The sequence below is a fragment of the Marinovum sp. J2-8 genome (assembly GCF_055808435.1).
Genome location: NZ_JBVVRZ010000006.1, coordinates 132,239 through 152,626, shown reverse-complemented (window position 1 = coordinate 152,626; position 20,388 = coordinate 132,239). Strand labels below are relative to the sequence as shown.

Here is a 20,388-nt window from a genome sequence, read left to right as displayed (position 1 = left end):
TGGCGTCCCGGGCTGCGCCCCGGGACCTCATGCCAGACCACCCAGGAGGTCCCGGATCACGTCCGGGACCGGGGATCGCAAGCCGCCATTGCGCGGCGCAGCAAGATTTCGGAGACCAAACCCATGGCAGATCTGACAACCACCTTTCTCGGCATCACCTCCCCCAATCCATTCTGGCTGGCCTCGGCGCCACCGACGGACAAGGAATACAATGTCCGCCGCGCCTTTGATGCCGGTTGGGGCGGCGTGGTGTGGAAAACCCTGGGCGAAGAGGGCCCGCCCGTCGTCAACGTCAATGGCCCGCGGTACGGCGCAATCTATGGCGCGGATCGGCGGCTGTTGGGGTTGAACAATATTGAATTGATCACCGACCGCCCGCTTGAGGTCAATCTAGAGGAAATGACCCGCGTCAAACGCGACTATCCCGATCACGCGCTGATTGCGTCGATCATGGTGCCCTGTGATGAGGAAAGCTGGAAACGCATTTTGCCCCGTGTGGCGGCCACCGGCTGTGACGGGATCGAGCTGAATTTCGGCTGCCCGCATGGGATGAGCGAACGGGGCATGGGCGCCGCCGTGGGCCAGGTGCCGGAATACATCCAGATGGTCACCGAATGGTGCAAAAAGTACTACGACAAACCGGTGATCGTGAAGTTGACGCCGAATATCACCGACATTCGCAAACCGGCGCGCGCCGCCAATGCGGGTGGGGCCGATGCGGTCAGTCTGATCAACACAATCAACTCGATCACCGGGGTCAATCTCGACAGTTTTGCACCGGAACCGACCATCGACGGCAAGGGCACCCATGGCGGCTATTGTGGCCCGGCGGTCAAACCGATTGCGATGAACATGGTGGCCGAAATCGCCCGCGATCCCGAGACCCGCGGTCTGCCGATCAGCGCCATTGGCGGCGTCACCACCTGGCGCGATGCCGCAGAATTCATCGCATTGGGGGCCGGCAATGTGCAGGTCTGCACCGCTGCGATGACCTATGGGTTCAAGATCGTCGAAGAGATGAAGCGCGGGCTTTCGGAATGGATGGATGAAAAGGGGTTCGCCCGGGTCGAGGATTTCGTCGGCATGGCCGTGCCCAATGTCACGGATTGGCAGTATCTGAACCTCAACTACATCACCAAGGCGCGGATTGATCAGGACGCTTGTATCAAATGCGGGCGCTGCTACGCCGCGTGCGAAGATACCTCGCACCAGGCGATTACAATGTCCGACGACCGGGTGTTCGATGTGGATGACAGCGAATGCGTCGCTTGCAACCTCTGTGTTGATGTTTGCCCGATCGAGGATTGTATCACCATGGAGCAACTGGCCCCCGGAGTGGTCGATCCACGCACCGGCCGCGAAGTGCCCGGCGAACCTGGTAATTGGACCAAGCACCCCAACAATCCGATGTCTCAGGCCGCTGAATAACGGCACGGTCAGGGCCGGTCCCCGGACCGGTCCTGATTTCGTCAGAGAGTTTCATTTGCGGGCCGGCCAGTGAAGGTCGGCTAGTGAAGACCGGCCAGAGAAGGCCGGTCAGGGCAGGGCGGTCGGATCAGGTCGGCCAATCTGGTCAGGGCGCGGCGCGTTAACCCCTGTTCGAAGGGCGTTTTTCGAACGGCGGATCAGGCGCATCAGTAAAACAAAGCTCAGCGGGGCAGGGTGACAAAATTGTTTGAAAACCGCACTATACCGCCAGCATTCGCCGGAATAGGGTCTCTAGATGTGTGGCCGCGGTTTCATATGGGTCGTCTTTGCCCAGAACCGCCGTCACCTGAACCTCGAAATCGGCATAATGCTGTGTCAGCGCCCAGATCGAAAAAATCAGATGTGTCGGGTCAACCTGGGCAATGCGGCCTTCGTCGATCCAACGCGCAATATGGCCAGAGGTATCCGCGACCAATGTGCGCAGATCGGTTTCCAGATAGGGCAGGATGCGTGGCGCGCCTTGGACAATCTCATTGGCGAACAGCCTGCTTTCACGCGGAAAATCGCGGGCAAGTTCAAGCTTGCGGCGCACATATGCCAGGATCTCGTCCAGCGGTTCCCCGTCGGGGTTCATCGCCCGCAATGGGTCGAGCCAGGTGTCCAGAAGCCCCTGAAGCAATTCATGGTGAATCGCATCCTTGGACGGGAAATAATACAGCAGATTGGGCTTGGACAACCCGGCCTCGTTTGCGATCTGATCCAGAGTCGCGCCGCGAAATCCATGTTGCGAAAACACCTGCAACGCGGCGCGCAAGATCATCTCACGGTTGCGTTTCTGGATGCGCGTACGTGGCTTGCCTGTGCCGCTCGTTTGCGATTTTGCGGCTCTTCCTGCCATTTTGCCAGCACCTTGCCCAAATTTTCATCAATTGCCTGCCCGGACAGCGAATGCCTTGACTGACTTGCTTCCCGTGGTAGCCTTCTTTTGACCGATTGGTCAAATACCATAAACACCGACCAAAGCGCCCAAAGGGCCACCACACCGAGGGGGATGACATGACTGCACCAGCCGCCAACATGACCATCAATGCTGATCGTCTTTGGGACAGTTTGATGGAGATGGCCAAGATCGGGCCGGGTGTGGCGGGGGGCAACAATCGTCAGACCCTAACGGATGAGGATGGCGCGGGCCGCGCCCTGTTTCAGACATGGTGCGAGGCTGCGGGCTGTTCCATGGGGCTGGACCAGATGGGCAATATGTTTGCCCGGCGCGAAGGCACCGATCCCGATGCGCTGCCGGTTTATGTCGGCTCGCACCTCGATACTCAGCCCACCGGCGGGAAATATGATGGGGTGCTTGGCGTGCTCGGCGGGGTGGAAATCCTGCGCACGCTGAACGACATGGACATCAAGACCCGGCACCCGATTGTGGTCACCAACTGGACCAACGAGGAAGGCACGCGGTTTGCCCCGGCGATGCTGGCCTCTGGCGTGTTTGCGGGCATTCATACGCAGGATTGGGCCTATGCCCGGACCGATGCCGAGGGCAAATCCTTTGGCGATGAACTGGCCCGGATCGGCTGGAAAGGCGAGGAAGAGGTCGGCGCGCGCAAGATGCATGCGTTTTTCGAATTGCATATCGAACAGGGCCCGATCCTGGAGGCCGAGGGCCGCGACATCGGGGTTGTAACCTACGGTCAAGGGCTGTGGTGGCTGGAATGCACGGTGACGGGCAAGGATGCGCACACCGGGTCGACACCGATGAATATGCGGGTCAATGCCGGGCTGGGCATGGCGCGGATGACCGAAGCGGCACATCAGATTGCCATGGCCCATCAACCGGACGCGGTCGGCGCGGTTGGACAATGCGATGTCTTTCCCAATTCGCGCAATGTGATCCCCGGCAAGGTCGTGTTTACCGTCGATTTCCGCTCGCCGGATCTGAGCAAGCTGACCGCGATGCGCGCGGCATACGAAGCCGAAGCGGCCAAGATCGCGGCGGATCTTGGGCTGGAGTTGCAAATCGAACCGGTCGGGCATTTCGATCCGGTGACCTTTGATGCGGGCTGTGTCAGCGCGGTGCGCAATGCGGCGGAGCGGCTGGGATATTCCCATCGCGACATCATTTCCGGCGCCGGGCATGATGCCTGTTGGATCAATCAGGTGGCGCCAACAGCGATGGTGATGTGTCCCTGCGTTGACGGGCTGTCGCATAACGAGGCCGAAGAGATCACCAAGGATTGGGCCAAGGCCGGGGCGGATGTTCTGCTACATGCGGTGGTAGAAACGGCGGGGATCGAGGGGTGAGGCCAGTGGCGTCTCCTGTGATTGCCCTCCCCGTGCTTGGTCCCGTGGTTGCCCCTGTCGTGGTCCCGGACCTGATCCGGGACCTCAACACATGTGGGATGCGTGGTCCCGGATCGGGTCCGGGACTGCGTTATGCCTCTGTTAACCATGCGGCAGCAAAATTGCCGGATGGCATTTCATACCTACATTGCGGCCTGCAATTCCAACACCGCGATTTACATCGGTGTGACCGGGGATTTGCAAAAATGCATGGCCGAGCATCGTTCCGGCCGCGGGCCCAGTCACACCGCGACATATCGCATTCGCAAGCTGGTGTATTTCGAAACGCATCAGACGTTGCCGGCGGCGATCGCCCGGGAACGCAAACTCAAACGCTGGCGACGCGCCTGGAAAGACGCGCTGATCGGCGAGTACAATCCGAATTGGTCCGACCTGGTGATGGAGGCCTCGTTTCGCTGAGGTCCCGGATCGGGTCCGGGACTGCGCACCGCAGGGGAGAAACATCATGACCACAGTCATTAAAAACGGCACCATCGTCACCCATGATCGCACCTATACCTCCGACGTTCTGATCGAGGGCGGGGTGATCACCGAAATCGGCCCGGACCTGAAGGGTGACGAAACCCTCGACGCCACTGGCTGTTACGTCATGCCCGGCGGCATCGACCCGCATACGCATCTCGAAATGCCGTTTATGGGCACCTATTCTACTGATGACTTTGACTCTGGCACCCAGGCCGCGCTCTCTGGGGGCACCACGATGGTGGTCGATTTTGCCCTGCCCAGCCCCGGGCAGGGGCTGCTGGATGCGCTGAAGATGTGGGACAATAAATCCACCCGCGCGCATTGCGATTACTCGTTCCACATGGCGGTCACCTGGTGGGGTGAACAGGTGTTCAACGAGATGGAAACCGTGGTCAAAGAGCGCGGAATCAACACATTCAAGCATTTCATGGCCTACAAAGGCGCGTTGATGGTGCAGGATGACGAGATGTTCGCCAGCTTCCAACGTCTGGCCGAGCTGGGCGCAATTGCCATGGTGCATGCGGAAAACGGCGATGTGGTGGCCGATCTGTCGGCCAAATTGCTGGCCGCAGGCAACACCGGTCCCGAGGCCCATGCCTATAGCCGCCCACCCCAGGTAGAGGGCGAGGCCGCCAACCGCGCGATCATGATTGCCGACATGGCTGGCGTGCCGCTCTATATCGTGCATGTGTCCTGTGAAGAGGCACACGAGGCCATCCGCCGCGCCCGGCAACAGGGCAAACGTGTCTGGGGCGAGCCGCTGATCCAGCATCTGACGCTGGATGAGAGCGAATATTTCAACAAGGATTGGGACCATGCCGCGCGCCGTGTCATGTCGCCGCCGTTCCGCAATCAGAAACATCAGGACAGCCTTTGGGCCGGGTTGCAATCCGGCTCGCTCAGCGTCGTGGCGACCGATCATTGTGCCTTTACCACCGAGCAGAAACGTTTTGGCGTTGGCGATTTCACCAAGATCCCCAATGGCACCGGCGGGTTGGAGGATCGGATGCCGATGCTCTGGACCCATGGGGTGGCCACCGGGCGGCTGACGCCCGAGGAATTTGTTGCCGTGACCTCGACCAATATCGCCAAGGTGCTGAACTGCTATCCGAAAAAGGGCGCGATCCTGCCGGGGGCCGATGCGGATATCGTGGTTTGGGATCCAGAGAAGACCAAGACCATTGCCGCAGACAAGCAGGTTTCCGCGATTGATTACAACGTGTTCGAGGGCAAAGAGGTCAAAGGCCTGCCGCGCTTTACCCTGACGCGGGGCCATGTGGCGGTGCATGACGGTGAATTGCGCAGCCAGCAGGGTCATGGTGAATTCGTCAAACGCGCGCCAAACACCGCAACAAACACGGCGCTTTCGAAATGGAAGGCGCTGACCTCGCCCCGCGCGGTGGAACGGACCGGAATCCCGGCGAGTGGGGTCTAATCAATAATGGATAACGACGCCGACTATTTTGCGCCCCGACGATTCCTGCGCGAGCCGATTCCAGAATTGTTTAAATGTGCCTGGATGCTCGACCAAGCAGTCGGTGCGCATTTGGATGGCGACCGAAAAACCGCTGGAAACCTCTTTCGAGCAGCAGACTTGGCCACAGTTCGTGACTATGTCGAGTTCTCTTTGGGGGAAGGCATCTCTTTGGCCGGAACAAGTCCATTATAAGAGGCTACGTACCGTCTCCAACCTTCCTGCGAAGATACCAAATGCAAAAGACAGGATGCCTAACGCGAAAACAAAAGCCGCGATAGTGGAACGAGACGGGTACGTGTGCCGGTTTTGCGGGATTCCTGTTATCCCAGCGTCAGTCCGGAAAGCAGTCGTTCGGGACTACCCAGACTTTGTCAGTTGGGGCACGACCAACGCTTCGCAACATGCGGGTTTTCAAGCTCTTTGGCTCCAGTTTGATCATGTTATCCCAGCTTCCTTCGGAGGTTCGAGTGAGATTGACAATGTTGTGATAACTTGCGCTGGCTGCAATTATTGCAAGTGGCATTACCACTTGAAGGAATTGGGGCTTGAGGATCCGCGCAAGTATTCGCCTATCAAAACCTCATGGGACGGCTTGACCAGATACCAGGAATTCAAGGCAGTAAATTGATGGCAGCAGTCATACAAGCGCAGAATCTGGACCTGACCTTCCAGACCGGGGACGGCCCGGTGCATGCGCTCAAAGATGTCTCATTGGACATTCCCAAAGGCGCATTTGTCAGCTTCATTGGCCCCTCGGGCTGTGGCAAGACCACCTTTCTGCGCTGTATCGCGGCGCTGGAACATCCGACCGGCGGCAACCTGACGGTCAATGGCATGACCCCGGATGAGGCGCGCCGCGCGCGGGCCTATGGTTATGTGTTTCAGGCGGCAGGGTTGTATCCTTGGCGCACCATCGGGCGCAATATCGCGCTGCCGCTGGAAATCATGGGGTTTTCAAGGGCGGAACAGAAGGAACGGATTGGCCGGGTGCTGGACCTGGTCGATCTGGCCGGGTTTGAAAAGAAATTCCCCTGGCAATTGTCCGGCGGGATGCAGCAGCGCGCCAGTATTGCCCGCGCATTGGCGTTTGATGCAGATATCTTGCTGATGGACGAACCCTTTGGTGCGCTGGACGAAATTGTGCGGGACAGGTTGAACGAAGAGGTACTGCGGCTTTGGGCTGCGACCGGCAAGACCATTGGGTTTGTCACCCATTCCATCCCCGAGGCGGTTTACCTGTCGACCCATATCGTGGTGATGTCGCCGCGTCCCGGGCGCATCACCGATGTGATCGAGAGCCCCCTTCCCACCGACCGGCCGCTGGACATTCGCGACACACCGGAATTCATCGAAATCGCCCACCGTGTGCGCGAAGGGCTTCGGTCGGGGTACGAGGAATGAGCGCCGCAGGGCAAGGTGTGGTCCCGGACCTGATCCGGGACCTCCGGAAAAACGGGGGCTGCCATGTCTGACGCGCCTGAAACGAGGTCCCGGAGCACGTCCGGGACGCTGGCCCGCTGGTGTCCGCCGGTGGTGGCAATGATCCTGGTGGTGATCGGGCTGTGGTATGTCGCGGTGGTCCCGATGAATGTGCAGGACACCCTGACCCAGGCGGAACGCGCCGGGGTCACCATCTCACCTGAAAGCGCAGTTGCGCGCCGCGATCTTGGCAATTGGGCCTTGGTGCTGTCCAACATTGATGCGCTTGGGCAAAGCTGGAGCCTGGATCGCCCGCGTCTGCCCGCCCCGCATCAGGTGGTGGCAGAGCTTTATAAATCCACTTGGGTCGAGGAAACCACCGGCCGCCGCGGAATTGTGAAATCGGGCAGCCTGTCCAATCGCGGATTGGTCTATCACACGGTGGTCACCTTGAACGCCACGTTGCTCGGGTTTCTGATTGGTTCCACGCTTGGCATCCTGTTGGCGGTGGGCATCGTGCACAGCCGTGTCATGGACATGTCGGTCATGCCCTGGGCCATTATCAGCCAGACAATTCCGATTGTCGCGCTGGCCCCGATGATTATCGTTGTGCTGTATTCGATTGGGGTACAGGGGTTGCTGCCCAAGGCGGTGATTTCGGCCTATCTATCGTTTTTCCCGGTGGTCGTCGGCATGGTCAAAGGCCTGCGCAGCCCGGACGGCATGCAGATGGATCTGATGCGCACCTACAATGCTGCGCCGATGACGGTGCTGACCAAACTGCGGTTGCCGGCCTCTGTGCCCTATCTCTTTGCCTCGTTGAAAATCGCGATTGCGGCCAGTCTGGTGGGCGCGATTGTGGGGGAATTGCCGGTGCAAAAGGGCGGTCTTGGCGCGCGGATGCTTGCGGGCAGCTATTATGGTCAAACGGCCCAGATCTGGGCGGCACTATTTCTGGCGGCGGGTTTGGCCGCGCTTCTGGTCTGGGCCATTGGCGCCGCAGAGCGCCGCACCCTGCGCCGCATGGGGGCCAAGCCATGATGCATGTTGTTGGCGCAATTTCGATCTGGGCGCTGGGGTTTGCGCTTAACCTGCGGCTGGCCAATGGACCGGCGCATGACACCCGCGCGGTGCGTCTTGCGGTGCCGTTGATATTCGGCGCGACGCTTCTGGCGATGTGGCAATTGATTGTCACGGGGCTGAACGTGCCGACCGTGATCCTGCCGCCGCCCAGTCAGATTGCCGCGACCTTTGCGGCCAATATCGCGTTGCTTTGGGGGGATTTTGTGCAAACCATCCTGAAAGGCGCGCTGGCCGGTTGGGTGGTTGGCTGTGGTGCGGCCTTTTTGACCGCGCTTTTGGTGGATCGCTATGATTACCTGCGCCGGGGTTTGTTGCCCTTGGGCAATTTCATGGCGGCGCTGCCGATTGTCGGCACTGCACCGATCCTTGTGATGTGGTTCGGCTTTGGCTGGCAATCCAAGGCCGCGGTGGTGGTGTTGATGGTCTATTTCCCGATGTTGGTGAACACCGTCGCCGGGCTGCAGGAAACCAGCGCGATGCAACGGGATCTGATGCGCACCTATGCGGCCGGATGGCGCAAGACATTGATCAAGCTGCGCCTGCCGGCCGCGCTGCCGTTCATTTTCAACGGGTTGAAAATCACATCGACCCTGGCCTTGATCGGGGCGATTGTTGCTGAATTTTTCGGCTCGCCGACCCAAGGTTTGGGATTTCGCATCTCGACATCAATCGGGGCGCTTGACCTTGGCCTTGTCTGGTCTGCGATCTTGGTCTCGGCAATCACCGGCACGCTGGTGTACGGTCTGGTCAGTCTGGCAGAGCGGGTGACCACATTCTGGCACCCGTCCCAACGCGGGTGATTACAATAAACAGGCATAACAAAACACGACAACAGGAGAGTAAATCATGAAAAACACACTTATTGCCGCCGCAATGGCGACCACGGCCCTGACAGGGACGGCATTGGCCGAAGAGGTCACGATCCAGTTGAAATGGGTCACACAGGCGCAATTCGCCGGCTATTACGTGGCGCTGGAAAACGGCTATTACGATGATGAGGGGCTGGAGGTCACGGTGCTGCCCGGTGGTCCCGACATTGCCCCGACACAGGTGATTGCCGGCGGTGGGGCCGATGTGATCGTCGAATGGATGCCCGCCGCCCTGGCCGCGCGTGAAAACGGGCTGCCGTTGGTGAATATTGCGCAGCCTTACAAAAGCTCGGGTATGATGCTGACCTGCTGGAAGGATGCCGGCATTGAAACGCCCGACGATCTGGACAACCGCACCTTGGGTGTCTGGTTCTTTGGCAACGAATACCCCTTCCTGTCCTGGATGAGCCATCTGGGCTATGCAACCGATGGCAAGGCCGAAGGCTCGGTCGAGGTGTTGAAGCAGGGCTTTAACGTTGATCCGCTGTTGCAGCGGCAGGCCGATTGCATTTCGACCATGACCTATAACGAATATGGTCAGGTGCTGGATGCCGGGGTCGCGCCAGAGGAATTGGTGACCTTCAAATATCAGGATCAGGGCGTCGCCACGATGGAGGATGGCCTCTATGTGCTGGAAGACAGCCTGAGCGATCCGGCATTTGTCGCCAAGATGGAGAAATTTGTGCGCGCCTCGATGGCGGGTTGGAAATGGGCCGAGGAAAATCCGGAAGAAGCGGCAATGATCGTGCTGGATTACGACGAAACCGGCGCCCAGACCGAAGCGCATCAGATCCGCATGATGGGCGAAGTTGCCAAGCTGACCGCCGGTTCCAACGGCGCGCTTGACCCGGCCGATTATCAACGCACGGTCGCCACGCTGCTGGCCGGTGGATCCGATCCGGTGATCACGATGGAGCCGACCGGGGCCTATACGCTCGACATCACCGATGCCGCGCTGAAGTAACTGCGGTCAAACTATGGATGCAGGCCCCGGCAAACGTCGGGGCCTGTTTCGTTTGCGCGGGCTCAGGCGGCAACCGATGCGGCGGGCAACAAGGCACCATGCAGCTCCGCCACCTGGAGCGCGGCATCGGCGGCTTCGCGGCCTTTTTGCACGAAATGGCTGTGAAAGAAGCCGTGATGCGCCTCGCTCGGCTGGAAATGATGGGGCGTCAGCGACACCGACAGCACCGGCACGCCGGTTTTCATGCCGGCCTCCATCAACCCGGACACCACCGCCGAGGCCACGAAATCATGGCGATAGATACCACCATCGACCACCAGCGCAGCGGCGGCAATGGCGGCATATGCACCGGTCTCGCCCAGCTTTTGCGCCAACAGGGGCATTTCAAACGCGCCGGGCACGTCAAACACGTCCACATCGCCGCTGTGGCCCAATTCGGCCAGACGTTCACGAAACCCGACAAGGGCCTGATCGACAATGTCAGCGTGCCAGCGCGCCTTGATAAAGGCGAATTTTGGGGATTTTGTCATAGCTCTTGATCCTTTCAACATGACAGAATCCCAGAGCGTCAGAAGCGCCCCGGCCCAATCAAAGCCCGTGCCAAAACGCCCCCATTCTCTACCATCCGGACTATAACCGTCGGCCCCGGAATTTCACCGGATCTGCTGACCCACCCACATGGATGGCGCTCGCGGGCTGTAACCGCCGGTGGGGAATCGCACCCCGCCCTGAGAATGAAATTTTGCTAATGCCCTGTGGCGGGGAAGTCAATTGAACCACATGGGCGGGGCAATATTCGGAAATGTTCGCTTTCTTTCGGAAACGGAAAAAGACCACCATTTCAACCGGCGGAAACACGATGAATGGGTAAGATTTGCCGCTGCGCTGCGGCGTAGATTAAAATGTTTACGTTGCAAGTCAATGTGATACCTGATTTCGAACAATTTCGAAAAGATACATGTTCCTTTTTGATTGGTTTGCAGGCATAGTGAGTCGTGTTGTCGCATCGGGGAGGGAGCAACGTGCAGGATTCATCCACCAATTCGGGTATTTGCGACATGTTTGTCATTGGTGGCGGCATCAATGGCTGTGGCATTGCGCGGGATGCCTCGGGTCGTGGGCTTTCGGTCAAACTGGCCGAAATGAACGATCTGGCCTCGGCCACATCCAGCGCCTCGACCAAGCTGTTTCACGGCGGGCTGCGCTATCTGGAATATTTCGAATTCCGCTTGGTGCGCGAGGCGCTGATCGAGCGCGAGACGCTTTTGCGCGCCATGCCGCATATCAGCTGGCCGATGCGATTTGTCCTGCCATATCATGCAGATATGCGGTTTGAGGGCGAAACGCCGACCTCCAAGCTTCTGAATGTGTTCATGCCCTGGATGAAGGGGCGACGCCCGGCCTGGCTGATCCGGCTGGGTTTGTTCATGTATGACCATCTGGGCGGGCGCAAAATCCTGCCGGGCACCTCTACCGTCGATCTGACCGCCGGGGCCGAGGGCGTGCCGCTAAACGACAAATTCGCCAAGGCCTATGAATATTCTGATTGCTGGATCGAAGATGCGCGTCTGGTGTCGCTGAACGCCCGCGACGCCGCCCTGCGCGGCGCTGACATCATGGTCCGCACCAAGGTATTGTCGGCGGAACGGCAAAACGGCATCTGGCAGATCGAAACCGAAGATCGCGACAGTGGCACCCGCCAAATCCATCAGGCACGTGTGCTGGTCAATGCCGGCGGCCCTTGGGTCGGCGACGTTATCCGTACGAAGATCCGCTCGAACTCGACCGAAGGCGTGCGTCTGGTGCGTGGCAGCCATATCGTGATCAAGCGGCTTTACGACCACGGCAAATGCTATTTCTTTCAGGGCACGGATGGCCGGATCATCTTTTCCATCCCGTATGAGGATGATTTTACCCTGATCGGCACCACCGACAAGGACCACTCTGACCCATCCGTCGCGCCGGTTTGCACGGACGAAGAGCGGGACTACCTGATTGATTTTGCCAATAATTACTTCAAGCAACAGCTGACGAGCGACGATGTGGTCTGGACCTATTCCGGGGTGCGTCCGCTGTATAACGACGGCGCGTCCAGCGCGACGGCGGCGACCCGCGACTATGTGCTGAAGGTCGATGCCGAGGGCGGCGCGCCGGTGTTGAATGTCTTTGGCGGCAAGATCACCACCTATCGCCGGCTGGCCGAAAGCGCCATGGACAAGCTGTCGGAATATCTGCCGGGTCTCGCCGATCCCTGGACCGCGGGTGTCGCATTGCCGGGGGGCGATTTTACGGTTGCTGACAAACCGGCGCTGATCACCAAACTGCGCAAGGATCACGGGTTTCTGAGTGATGCCTGGGCCACGCGGTTGATCCGCGCCTATGGCACCGATGCCTGGGCTGTGTTGGACGGGGCCGAAACAGCAGCAGATCTGGGTCAGGATTTCGGGGCCACCCTGACCGAGACCGAGGTCAAATGGCTGATCACCCATGAATTCGCCCGCGCCGCTGACGATGTGGTGTGGCGGCGCAATAAATTGGGCCTGCGGCTAAGTGCCGAAGAAATAGAGACTTTGCAGACGTGGATACGCGGAAACCGCGATGCCTTGGTGGCTTAAATCACCTGACGTGCTGCAATTTGGAGGAGTAAGAAAATGACACTACGACTGGAAGGTGTGTCCAAGGTCGTCGGGGCCGAAACCCATATTCACCCGACCGACCTGGAGCTGGTCAATGGCACGATGAACGTGCTGTTGGGCCCCACGCTCTCGGGCAAGACATCGCTGATGCGGTTGATGGCGGGTTTGGATGTGCCGCACACCGGGCGCGTGTTGTGGAATGGCGAAGACGTCACCGGCATGCGGGTGCAGGATCGCAAGGTCGCGATGGTCTATCAGCAATTCATCAACTACCCCTCGATGAGCGTTTACGACAATATCGCCTCGCCGATGCGGCTGTTGGGCAAAACGGCAGCGGAAATCGACGCGGCGGTCAAGGAAACCGCCGAGTTGATGCAATTGACGCCGATGCTGGACCGCAAGCCGCTGGAATTGTCGGGGGGGCAGCAACAACGCTGTGCCCTGGCGCGTGCACTGGTCAAAGATGCCGGGCTGGTGTTGCTGGACGAACCTCTGGCCAACCTCGACTATAAACTGCGCGAGGAACTGCGCGTCGAAATCCCGAAGATTTTCGAAAAAGCCGGGTCGATTTTCGTCTATGCCACCACCGAACCGGAAGAGGCGCTGCTGCTGGGCGGCAATACCGCCACATTGTCCGAAGGGCGCGTGACCCAATTCGGCCCCACGCCCGAGGTCTATCGCCAACCGGTGAATGCCACCACGGCGCGGGTGTTTTCCGATCCGCCGATGAACTTTTTGCAGGTCACGAAATCCGCAGGCAAGCTGAGCTTCGGCGATGGCCAGACCATTGCGGCCTGGGGCAAAATGGCAGAGCTGGGCGATGGCACCTATACCGCCGGGTTCCGCCCCAACCATCTGGAAATCCACCGCCATGCGGAAAATGCATTGGAATTTCGCGCCACGCTGACGGTGACGGAATTGACCGGGTCGGAAACCTTTGTGCACCTTGATCATCACGGCGACCGCTGGGTCGGGCTGGTGCATGGCGTGCATCAATTGCCGATTGGTCAGGATCTGAGCGTGTTCCTTGATCCGGCGCATATCTACATTTTCGACCCGCGCGGCGATCTGGTGGCTCCGGCCACCTATGCGGCTGCGGCATAAGGGGCTGAGACAATGGCAAAAATCACACTCGACAACCTGGCGCATTCCTATCTGGCGAAACCAACGTCAGAAGATGATTTCGCGCTGAAGGAATTGAACCACGATTGGGCCGATGGCGAGGCCTATGCCCTGTTGGGGTCGTCCGGTTGCGGAAAATCGACGCTTTTGAACATCATTTCCGGCCTGTTGCGCCCGTCACAGGGCCGTATCCTGTTCAACGGCCAGGACGTGACCAACGCCCCCACGGCAGAGCGCAACATCGCCCAGGTGTTTCAGTTTCCGGTCGTCTACGACACGATGACGGTGCATGACAATCTGGCCTTTCCGCTGCGCAATCGCGGGGCAGATGCGGCCTATGTCGCGCAACGCGTCCAGCAGATCGGCAAGATGATCGGCATGGAGGCGGAATTGGGGCGTAAGGCACGCGGGCTGACCGCCGACGCCAAGCAAAAGATCAGCCTGGGCCGTGGCATGGTGCGCGAAGACGTGAATGCGCTGCTGTTTGACGAACCGCTGACCGTGATTGACCCGCATATGAAATGGGAATTGCGCACCCAGCTGAAATCGTTGCACCACCAATTTGGCCATACGATGATCTATGTCACCCATGACCAGACAGAGGCGCTGACCTTCGCTGACAAGGTCGTGGTGATGTATGATGGCCGTGTCGTCCAGATCGGCACGCCGCAGCAATTGTTTGAACGGCCGGAACATACCTTTGTCGGTTATTTCATCGGCTCGCCCGGCATGAATGTGCTGGGGGCGACGGTCAATGGCAACAAGGCCGTGATCGACGGCACAGAGATCGAGCTGGGCGCAGGCTATGGCCCGCTGTCGGGCAAGGTTGAAATCGGCGTGCGACCAGAGTTCGTCCGCCTGTCGCGTGACAGCGGCCTGCCGGTCCGCATTCGCCGGGTCGAAGATGTCGGCCGCCACAAGATCGTGCGTGCCGAATTCTTTGATCGCGACATCAATATCATTGCCGACGAAAGCTTTGAGCTGGCGGATGACATGACCCGCGTCATTTTCGATCCGGCCCACGTCAATGTCTATGCCGATGATTGGCGCGTTGCGCCGCTTGGCGCCACAGATGCACCGTTGGGGGAGGCGGCGTAATGGAAAAAACAGTCAATCAGAAAGCATGGTTCCTGGTTCTGCCGGTGCTGTTGCTGGTGGCCTTTTCAGCGGTGATCCCGCTGATGACGGTGGTCAACTATTCGGTGCAGGACACATTCGGCAACAACCAGTTTTTCTGGGCCGGTCTGGAATGGTTTGCCGAAATGCTGGAAAGCGACCGGATGTGGGATGCGCTGGGGCGGCAATTGATGTTCTCGGCGATCATTCTGGCGATTGAAATTCCGCTGGGTATCTTTGTTGCGTTGAACATGCCCAAAAGCGGCTTTTGGTCGTCCTTCTGCCTTGTGCTGATGTCGTTGCCGCTGCTGATCCCTTGGAATGTGGTGGGCACGATCTGGCAGATTTTCGGCCGTGTCGACATTGGCCTGTTGGGCCATACGCTGGATGCGCTGGGGATTTCGTACAACTACACCCAGGATACGCTGGCGGCCTGGGTCACCATCATCGTGATGGACGTCTGGCATTGGACATCGCTGGTGGCGCTTCTGGCCTTTGCCGGATTGAAATCCATTCCCGACGCCTATTACCAGGCGGCCAAAATTGATCAGGCGTCGCGCTGGAAAGTGTTTCGTTTCATCGAGTTGCCCAAGATGATGGGCGTGTTGATGATCGCGATCCTGTTGCGGTTCATGGACAGCTTCATGATCTATACCGAACCGTTTGTTGTCACCGGCGGCGGCCCCGGCAATGCCACAACCCTGTTGTCGATCGACCTGGTGAAAATGGCGCTTGGACAGTTTGACCTTGGCCCTGCGGCGGCGTTTTCCCTGATGTATTTCCTTGTGATCCTGTTGGTCAGCTGGGTGTTCTACACCGTGATGGTCAACCTCGAAAAGCGGGAGGGCTGATCCATGGCCACGCAAGCAACTCGTCTGCCAAAAATCAATGGCCGCATGGTGGTGATGACCCTGTATCTTCTGTTCCTGTTGCTGCCGATCTACTGGCTGCTGAACATGAGCCTGAAGACCAACACCGAAATCCTGAACAGCTTTACCCTGTGGCCGCGTGATCTGACCCTGGCCAATTACGTGACCATTCTGACCGATCCGGCGTGGTACATGGGTTATGTCAACTCTTTGATCTATGTGGTGTTGAACACGGTGATCAGCCTCGCGGTGGCGCTGCCGGCGGCCTATGCCTTTAGCCGCTACAGCTTTCTTGGTGACAAACACCTGTTTTTCTGGCTGTTGACCAACCGGATGGCCCCGCCGGCGGTTTTCGCCCTGCCATTCTTTCAGCTCTATTCCTCGGTCGGGTTGTTCGACACCCATATCGCGGTGGCGATTGCGCATTGTCTGTTCAACGTGCCGCTTGCGGTCTGGATTCTGGAAGGTTTCATGCGCGGCGTGCCCAAGGAAATCGACGAAACCGCCTATATCGACGGCTATAGCTTTGGCCGGTTCTTTGTAAAAATCTTCACCCCGTTGATTGCCTCGGGGATCGGGGTGGCGGCATTCTTTTGCTTTATGTTCTCTTGGGTTGAGCTACTGTTGTCGCGTACACTTACTACGGTAGACGCCAAGCCGATTGCCGCGATCATGACCCGCACCCAAGGCGCCGCCGGCATCGACTGGGGTGTGCTGGCCGCGGCTGGCATCCTGACCATCGTGCCCGGTGCGCTGGTGATCTATTTCGTGCGCAACTACATCGCCAAGGGTTTTGCCCTGGGCCGTGTGTAAATCAGAGAAAAAGGAGTAATTCCAATGGATTGGATGGCATGGACTTGGCCGACCGCAACTTTCTTTCTGGTGATTGCCGCGCTTTTGGTCACCTTTACGATCCTGGCGATCAAATTCCCCGAAACGCCCCGCGTTGGTGTTCTGCAAATTGAAACCACGCGGGGGGATCGGCTTTTTATCACGCTTCTCGGCTCGGCCTTTATCAATCTGGCCTGGCTTGGATTGGTCGGCGCAAACCAACCTTTTGCGCTGATCGTCTGTCTGATCTACGCCGCAGCGGTGTTCCGCTGGGTCTAGACCTCAGACCTCTGCGACCCGGCGGCGGGAGAACCCGGCGGGCCGCACCTTCGAAACAAGTTCAAATATAAGGGAGGACCAAATGAACTTGAAATCAACAACAGCCGTGGTGCTTGCGCTTGGCCTGATGTCCGGACCGGCAATCGCCGACATGGACGCGGCACGTGCATTCCTGGACGCGGAAATCGGCGATCAATCGGCCCTGAGCCGCGCCGAACAAGAAGCGGAAATGCAGTGGTTTGTCGACGCCGCCGCACCGTTCACCGATCTGGAAATCAAGGTGGTGTCCGAAACCATCACCACCCATGAATATGAATCCCAGGTTCTGGCCCCGGCCTTTACCGCGATCACCGGCATCAAGATCACCCACGATCTGATCGGCGAAGGTGACGTGGTCGAAAAGCTGCAAACGCAAATGCAGTCCGGCGAAAACATCTATGACGGCTATATCAACGACAGTGACCTGATCGGCACCCACTGGCGCTATCAACAGGCGCGCAACCTGACCGACTGGATGGCGGGTGAGGGCGCAGATGTAACCAACCCCGGTCTGGATCTGGACGATTATATCGGCACATCCTTTACCACCGCACCGGATGGCAATCTGTACCAATTGCCCGACCAGCAGTTCGCCAACCTCTATTGGTTCCGCTACGATTGGTTCAATGACGAACAGAACAAAGCGGATTTCAAAGCGAAATATGGCTATGATCTGGGCGTTCCGGTCAACTGGTCAGCCTATGAAGACATTGCTGAATTCTTCACCGGTCGCGACCTGTCGCGTTTGGGTGTCGAAGGCGAAGTCTTTGGCAACATGGACTATGGCAAGAAAGACCCCAGCCTTGGCTGGCGGTATACCGATGCCTGGCTGTCGATGGCCGGTGCCGGTTCCAAAGGCGAGCCGAACGGCCTGCCGGTGGATGAATGGGGTATCCGGGTCAACGAAAATTCGCAGCCTGTGGGTTCCTGTGTCGCCCGTGGCGGCGCAACCAATGGCCCGGCGGCGGTTTATGCTGTGACCAAGGCCATTGAATGGCTGGAAAAATACACGCCCCCCGCTGCGGCTGGCATGACATTCTCTGAGGCTGGCCCAATTCCGGCACAGGGCAATGTTGCGCAGCAGATGTTCTGGTACACGGCGTTCACCGCCGCGACAGTGGAACCTGATCTGCCCGTGATGAACGAGGATGGCACACCGAAATGGCGCATGGCCCCCTCGCCGCATGGCGCATATTGGGAAGAAGGCACCAAAATCGGGTATCAGGACGTTGGATCCTGGACGCTGATGAAATCGACCCCGGTGGATCGGGCCAAGGCCGCATGGCTTTATGCTCAATTCGTCACCTCGAAAACCGTGGACGTGAAGAAGGCCCATGTCGGTCTGACATTCATCCGCGAAAGCACCATCCAGCACGAAAGCTTTACCGATCGTGCGGACAAGCTTGGCGGGTTGATTGAATTCTATCGTTCGCCCGCGCGCACCGCGTGGTCGCCCACCGGCACCAACGTGCCTGACTATCCGAAGCTGGCACAATTGTGGTGGCAGAACATCGGCGACGCCATGTCGGGTGCCAAAACCCCGCAGGAAGCGCTGGATGGTCTGTGTTCCGATCAGGAACGTGTGATGGAACGTCTGGAGCGGGCCGGCATTCAGGGTGACATCGGTCCGAAACTGAACGACGAAATGGACCCGGAATACTGGTTGTCGCAGGAAGGTTCGCCCAAGGCGAAACTTGCCAACGAAGACGAAGAGCCGAAAACCGTCGCATATGACGAGCTGATCAAATCCTGGCAGTAAGCCGGATCTGAGGCCAAAACACCGGTCGGGGCGCAATCGCCCCGGCCACCCTTGCCCCTTCCAAATCCGTCCCATACCATCCACTCCGCCAAACCCGAGGGAGGTCGCGGTCCAATGAGCTATACCCTTGCTATTGATCAAGGCACCACATCCACCCGCGCCATCCTGTTTGACGCTGATTTGAAACTGGTGGGATCGGCACAACAGGAATTTGCCCAGCATTTCCCGCAAAGCGGCTGGGTCGAACATGATCCAGGCGATCTGTGGTCGACGACATTGGCCACCTGCCGCGAGGTTGTGGATACAACCGGCGTGTCGGTTGACGCGATTGTCGGCATCGGCATCACCAACCAGCGCGAGACGACGCTGGTCTGGGATCGCACCACAGGAGAGCCGGTTTACAATGCCATCGTCTGGCAGGACCGGCGCACTGCGGCCTTTTGCCAATCCTTGAAGGATGCCGGCCACGAGGCCACGGTCATCGAAAAGACCGGGCTGCTGCTGGACCCGTATTTTTCGGCCACCAAGGTCAATTGGATTTTGAACAATGTCGATGGCGCGCGTGACCGGGCCAATGCCGGGGAATTGGTGTTTGGCACGGTAGACAGCTGGCTGATCTGGCATTTGACCGGCGGCAAGCAGCATGTCACCGACGCCACCAATGCGGCGCGCACCATGCTTTATGACATCCGTCGCGGCCGTTGGTCACAGACCATGTGTGACATGCTGGATATTCCGCTGTCGATGTTGCCAGAGGTCAAGGATTGCGCGGCGAACTTTGGTGAAACCGACATTCTTGGCACCGCATTGCCGATCCTTGGCGTGGCGGGCGATCAACAGGCGGCGACGCTGGGACAGGCCTGTTTCCGGCCCGGCATGTTGAAATCCACCTATGGCACGGGCTGTTTTGCGCTGTTGAACACCGGCGACACCGCCGTGACCAGCAAGAACAGGCTGCTGACCACCATCGCCTATCAGTTGAACGGCAAACCGACCTATGCGCTGGAAGGGTCGATTTTCATTGCCGGCGCGGTGGTGCAATGGCTGCGCGATGGTTTGGGGTTGCTGGAAAACGCAGCGGACAGCGAAACCATGGCCAAAGCGGCCAGCACAACCCAGGATCTGATCCTTGTGCCGGCCTTTACCGGGCTTGGCGCGCCTTATTGGAAGCCTGAGTGTCGCGGCGCGATCTTTGGTTTGACGCGCGACAGCGGACCAAATGAATTTGCCCGGGCGGCGCTGGAAAGCGTCGGGTTCCAGACCCGCGATCTATTGACCGCGATGCAGGCCGATATGGGCGGCGCGGGCGAGGCGACATTGCGGGTGGATGGCGGGATGAGCGCATCCAATTACGCCATGCAATTCCTGGCCGACATCATCGACGCCCCTGTCGACCGGCCACAGATCCTGGAAACCACCGCGATGGGGGTGGCCTGGTTGGTCGGGCAGCAGGTCGGGCTTTACCCCGACCAGGAAGAATTTGCCGCGACCTGGGCGCTGGAGCGCAATTTTACCCCCGGAATGGACGATGGCCTGCGCCAATCAAAATGCGCCGCATGGAAACGCGCGGTCGATGCAACTTTGATGGCGTGACGCCCGCTTGGGGAAGTCCAAGCTGAACGAGGCCAGTCTGAGTGACGCCGGTCTGAGCAAGACCGGTGGACC

Annotated in this window: 20 protein-coding genes and 1 riboswitch; of the genes, 18 read left to right on the top strand and 2 right to left on the bottom strand. The window is 58.9% G+C overall.

The features are described from left to right. The first annotated feature begins 123 nt into the window (after positions 1-123). On the top strand, positions 124-1,428 hold the full coding sequence (preA, locus tag AC0L4F_RS17690; protein ID WP_244690677.1) for an NAD-dependent dihydropyrimidine dehydrogenase subunit PreA: 1,305 nt from the start codon (positions 124-126) through the stop codon (positions 1,426-1,428). A 259-nt stretch (positions 1,429-1,687) separates the two neighbouring features. Here preA and AC0L4F_RS17685 read toward each other — a convergent pair whose 3' ends face one another. After that, the gene (locus AC0L4F_RS17685; RefSeq protein WP_244690675.1) at positions 1,688-2,326 is read right to left on the bottom strand and encodes a TetR family transcriptional regulator C-terminal domain-containing protein; all 639 of its coding nucleotides are present in this window, start codon (positions 2,324-2,326) and stop codon (positions 1,688-1,690) included. 158 nt (positions 2,327-2,484) lie between these two features. Between AC0L4F_RS17685 and AC0L4F_RS17680 the strand changes: the two genes are divergently transcribed. From AC0L4F_RS17680 to AC0L4F_RS17640, 9 genes are all read left to right on the top strand, one after another. Then, on the top strand, positions 2,485-3,735 hold the full coding sequence (locus tag AC0L4F_RS17680) for a Zn-dependent hydrolase (protein WP_244690673.1): 1,251 nt from the start codon (positions 2,485-2,487) through the stop codon (positions 3,733-3,735). Between the two features lie 168 nt (positions 3,736-3,903). After that, a complete protein-coding gene (locus AC0L4F_RS17675) occupies positions 3,904-4,194 on the top strand; it encodes a GIY-YIG nuclease family protein (RefSeq protein ID WP_244690671.1) in 291 nt (96 codons plus the stop codon). A 46-nt stretch (positions 4,195-4,240) separates the two neighbouring features. Further along, on the top strand, positions 4,241-5,695 hold the full coding sequence (hydA, locus tag AC0L4F_RS17670; RefSeq protein ID WP_244690669.1) for a dihydropyrimidinase: 1,455 nt from the start codon (positions 4,241-4,243) through the stop codon (positions 5,693-5,695). A 6-nt stretch (positions 5,696-5,701) separates the two neighbouring features. Further along, on the top strand, positions 5,702-5,929 hold the full coding sequence (locus AC0L4F_RS17665; RefSeq protein WP_244690667.1) for a hypothetical protein: 228 nt from the start codon (positions 5,702-5,704) through the stop codon (positions 5,927-5,929). After that, positions 5,874-6,365, top strand: coding sequence for an HNH endonuclease (locus AC0L4F_RS17660; RefSeq protein ID WP_473446851.1), 492 nt, complete (start codon positions 5,874-5,876; stop codon positions 6,363-6,365). Before AC0L4F_RS17665 ends, AC0L4F_RS17660 begins: the two co-directional genes overlap by 56 nt. After that, positions 6,365-7,138, top strand: coding sequence for an ABC transporter ATP-binding protein (locus AC0L4F_RS17655; protein WP_244690665.1), 774 nt, complete (start codon positions 6,365-6,367; stop codon positions 7,136-7,138). Before AC0L4F_RS17660 ends, AC0L4F_RS17655 begins: the two co-directional genes overlap by 1 nt. Positions 7,139-7,276: 138 nt before the next feature. Further along, on the top strand, positions 7,277-8,197 hold the full coding sequence (locus tag AC0L4F_RS17650) for an ABC transporter permease (protein WP_244690882.1): 921 nt from the start codon (positions 7,277-7,279) through the stop codon (positions 8,195-8,197). After that, entirely contained in the window at positions 8,194-9,039 is an 846-nt protein-coding gene (locus tag AC0L4F_RS17645; protein WP_244690663.1) for an ABC transporter permease, read from the top strand. Before AC0L4F_RS17650 ends, AC0L4F_RS17645 begins: the two co-directional genes overlap by 4 nt. 46 nt (positions 9,040-9,085) lie before the next feature. Next, the gene (locus tag AC0L4F_RS17640) at positions 9,086-10,072 is read left to right on the top strand and encodes an ABC transporter substrate-binding protein (RefSeq protein ID WP_244690661.1); all 987 of its coding nucleotides are present in this window, start codon (positions 9,086-9,088) and stop codon (positions 10,070-10,072) included. A gap of 62 nt (positions 10,073-10,134) precedes the next feature. Here AC0L4F_RS17640 and AC0L4F_RS17635 read toward each other — a convergent pair whose 3' ends face one another. Continuing rightward, on the bottom strand, positions 10,135-10,602 hold the full coding sequence (locus AC0L4F_RS17635) for a 6,7-dimethyl-8-ribityllumazine synthase (protein ID WP_244690659.1): 468 nt from the start codon (positions 10,600-10,602) through the stop codon (positions 10,135-10,137). Positions 10,603-10,681: 79 nt separating this feature from the next. Then, positions 10,682-10,812: riboswitch (FMN riboswitch) on the bottom strand. A gap of 282 nt (positions 10,813-11,094) precedes the next feature. Between AC0L4F_RS17635 and glpD the strand changes: the two genes are divergently transcribed. From glpD to glpK, 8 genes are all read left to right on the top strand, one after another. Next, positions 11,095-12,687 (top strand): glycerol-3-phosphate dehydrogenase, encoded by a 1,593-nt coding sequence (gene glpD, locus AC0L4F_RS17630; protein ID WP_348524122.1) that lies wholly within the window; start codon positions 11,095-11,097, stop codon positions 12,685-12,687. A gap of 36 nt (positions 12,688-12,723) precedes the next feature. Beyond that, positions 12,724-13,812, top strand: coding sequence for an ABC transporter ATP-binding protein (locus AC0L4F_RS17625; protein WP_244690657.1), 1,089 nt, complete (start codon positions 12,724-12,726; stop codon positions 13,810-13,812). Positions 13,813-13,824: 12 nt separating this feature from the next. Then, positions 13,825-14,928, top strand: a complete 1,104-nt coding sequence (locus AC0L4F_RS17620) for an ABC transporter ATP-binding protein (RefSeq protein ID WP_244690655.1) — start codon at positions 13,825-13,827, stop codon at positions 14,926-14,928. After that, on the top strand, positions 14,928-15,797 hold the full coding sequence (locus AC0L4F_RS17615; RefSeq protein ID WP_244690654.1) for a carbohydrate ABC transporter permease: 870 nt from the start codon (positions 14,928-14,930) through the stop codon (positions 15,795-15,797). The genes AC0L4F_RS17620 and AC0L4F_RS17615 overlap by 1 nt, the downstream gene beginning before the upstream one ends. A gap of 3 nt (positions 15,798-15,800) precedes the next feature. Further along, positions 15,801-16,628 (top strand): carbohydrate ABC transporter permease, encoded by an 828-nt coding sequence (locus AC0L4F_RS17610; RefSeq protein WP_244690651.1) that lies wholly within the window; start codon positions 15,801-15,803, stop codon positions 16,626-16,628. Between the two features lie 24 nt (positions 16,629-16,652). Further along, positions 16,653-16,925 carry a DUF2160 domain-containing protein gene (locus AC0L4F_RS17605; RefSeq protein ID WP_244690649.1) on the top strand — a complete coding sequence of 91 codons (273 nt, stop codon included), beginning with the start codon at positions 16,653-16,655 and terminating at the stop codon, positions 16,923-16,925. A gap of 82 nt (positions 16,926-17,007) precedes the next feature. Further along, positions 17,008-18,723 carry an ABC transporter substrate-binding protein gene (locus tag AC0L4F_RS17600; RefSeq protein ID WP_244690647.1) on the top strand — a complete coding sequence of 572 codons (1,716 nt, stop codon included), beginning with the start codon at positions 17,008-17,010 and terminating at the stop codon, positions 18,721-18,723. 114 nt (positions 18,724-18,837) lie between these two features. Beyond that, a complete protein-coding gene (gene glpK, locus AC0L4F_RS17595) occupies positions 18,838-20,316 on the top strand; it encodes a glycerol kinase GlpK (protein WP_244690645.1) in 1,479 nt (492 codons plus the stop codon). The last annotated feature ends 72 nt before the right edge of the window (positions 20,317-20,388 follow it).

What these genes read in the sequence shown, in the direction of transcription:
- preA (WP_244690677.1), top strand. Translation starts at nt 124, where the DNA reads ATGGCAGATCTGACAACCACCTTTCTCGGCATCACCTCCCCCAATCCA.
- AC0L4F_RS17685 (WP_244690675.1), bottom strand. Translation starts at nt 2,326, where the DNA reads ATGGCAGGAAGAGCCGCAAAATCGCAAACGAGCGGCACAGGCAAGCCA.
- AC0L4F_RS17680 (WP_244690673.1), top strand. Translation starts at nt 2,485, where the DNA reads ATGACTGCACCAGCCGCCAACATGACCATCAATGCTGATCGTCTTTGG.
- AC0L4F_RS17675 (WP_244690671.1), top strand. Translation starts at nt 3,904, where the DNA reads ATGGCATTTCATACCTACATTGCGGCCTGCAATTCCAACACCGCGATT.
- hydA (WP_244690669.1), top strand. Translation starts at nt 4,241, where the DNA reads ATGACCACAGTCATTAAAAACGGCACCATCGTCACCCATGATCGCACC.
- AC0L4F_RS17665 (WP_244690667.1), top strand. Translation starts at nt 5,702, where the DNA reads ATGGATAACGACGCCGACTATTTTGCGCCCCGACGATTCCTGCGCGAG.
- AC0L4F_RS17660 (WP_473446851.1), top strand. Translation starts at nt 5,874, where the DNA reads ATGTCGAGTTCTCTTTGGGGGAAGGCATCTCTTTGGCCGGAACAAGTC.
- AC0L4F_RS17655 (WP_244690665.1), top strand. Translation starts at nt 6,365, where the DNA reads ATGGCAGCAGTCATACAAGCGCAGAATCTGGACCTGACCTTCCAGACC.
- AC0L4F_RS17650 (WP_244690882.1), top strand. Translation starts at nt 7,277, where the DNA reads ATGATCCTGGTGGTGATCGGGCTGTGGTATGTCGCGGTGGTCCCGATG.
- AC0L4F_RS17645 (WP_244690663.1), top strand. Translation starts at nt 8,194, where the DNA reads ATGATGCATGTTGTTGGCGCAATTTCGATCTGGGCGCTGGGGTTTGCG.
- AC0L4F_RS17640 (WP_244690661.1), top strand. Translation starts at nt 9,086, where the DNA reads ATGAAAAACACACTTATTGCCGCCGCAATGGCGACCACGGCCCTGACA.
- AC0L4F_RS17635 (WP_244690659.1), bottom strand. Translation starts at nt 10,602, where the DNA reads ATGACAAAATCCCCAAAATTCGCCTTTATCAAGGCGCGCTGGCACGCT.
- AC0L4F_RS17625 (WP_244690657.1), top strand. Translation starts at nt 12,724, where the DNA reads ATGACACTACGACTGGAAGGTGTGTCCAAGGTCGTCGGGGCCGAAACC.
- AC0L4F_RS17620 (WP_244690655.1), top strand. Translation starts at nt 13,825, where the DNA reads ATGGCAAAAATCACACTCGACAACCTGGCGCATTCCTATCTGGCGAAA.
- AC0L4F_RS17615 (WP_244690654.1), top strand. Translation starts at nt 14,928, where the DNA reads ATGGAAAAAACAGTCAATCAGAAAGCATGGTTCCTGGTTCTGCCGGTG.
- AC0L4F_RS17610 (WP_244690651.1), top strand. Translation starts at nt 15,801, where the DNA reads ATGGCCACGCAAGCAACTCGTCTGCCAAAAATCAATGGCCGCATGGTG.
- AC0L4F_RS17605 (WP_244690649.1), top strand. Translation starts at nt 16,653, where the DNA reads ATGGATTGGATGGCATGGACTTGGCCGACCGCAACTTTCTTTCTGGTG.
- AC0L4F_RS17600 (WP_244690647.1), top strand. Translation starts at nt 17,008, where the DNA reads ATGAACTTGAAATCAACAACAGCCGTGGTGCTTGCGCTTGGCCTGATG.
- glpK (WP_244690645.1), top strand. Translation starts at nt 18,838, where the DNA reads ATGAGCTATACCCTTGCTATTGATCAAGGCACCACATCCACCCGCGCC.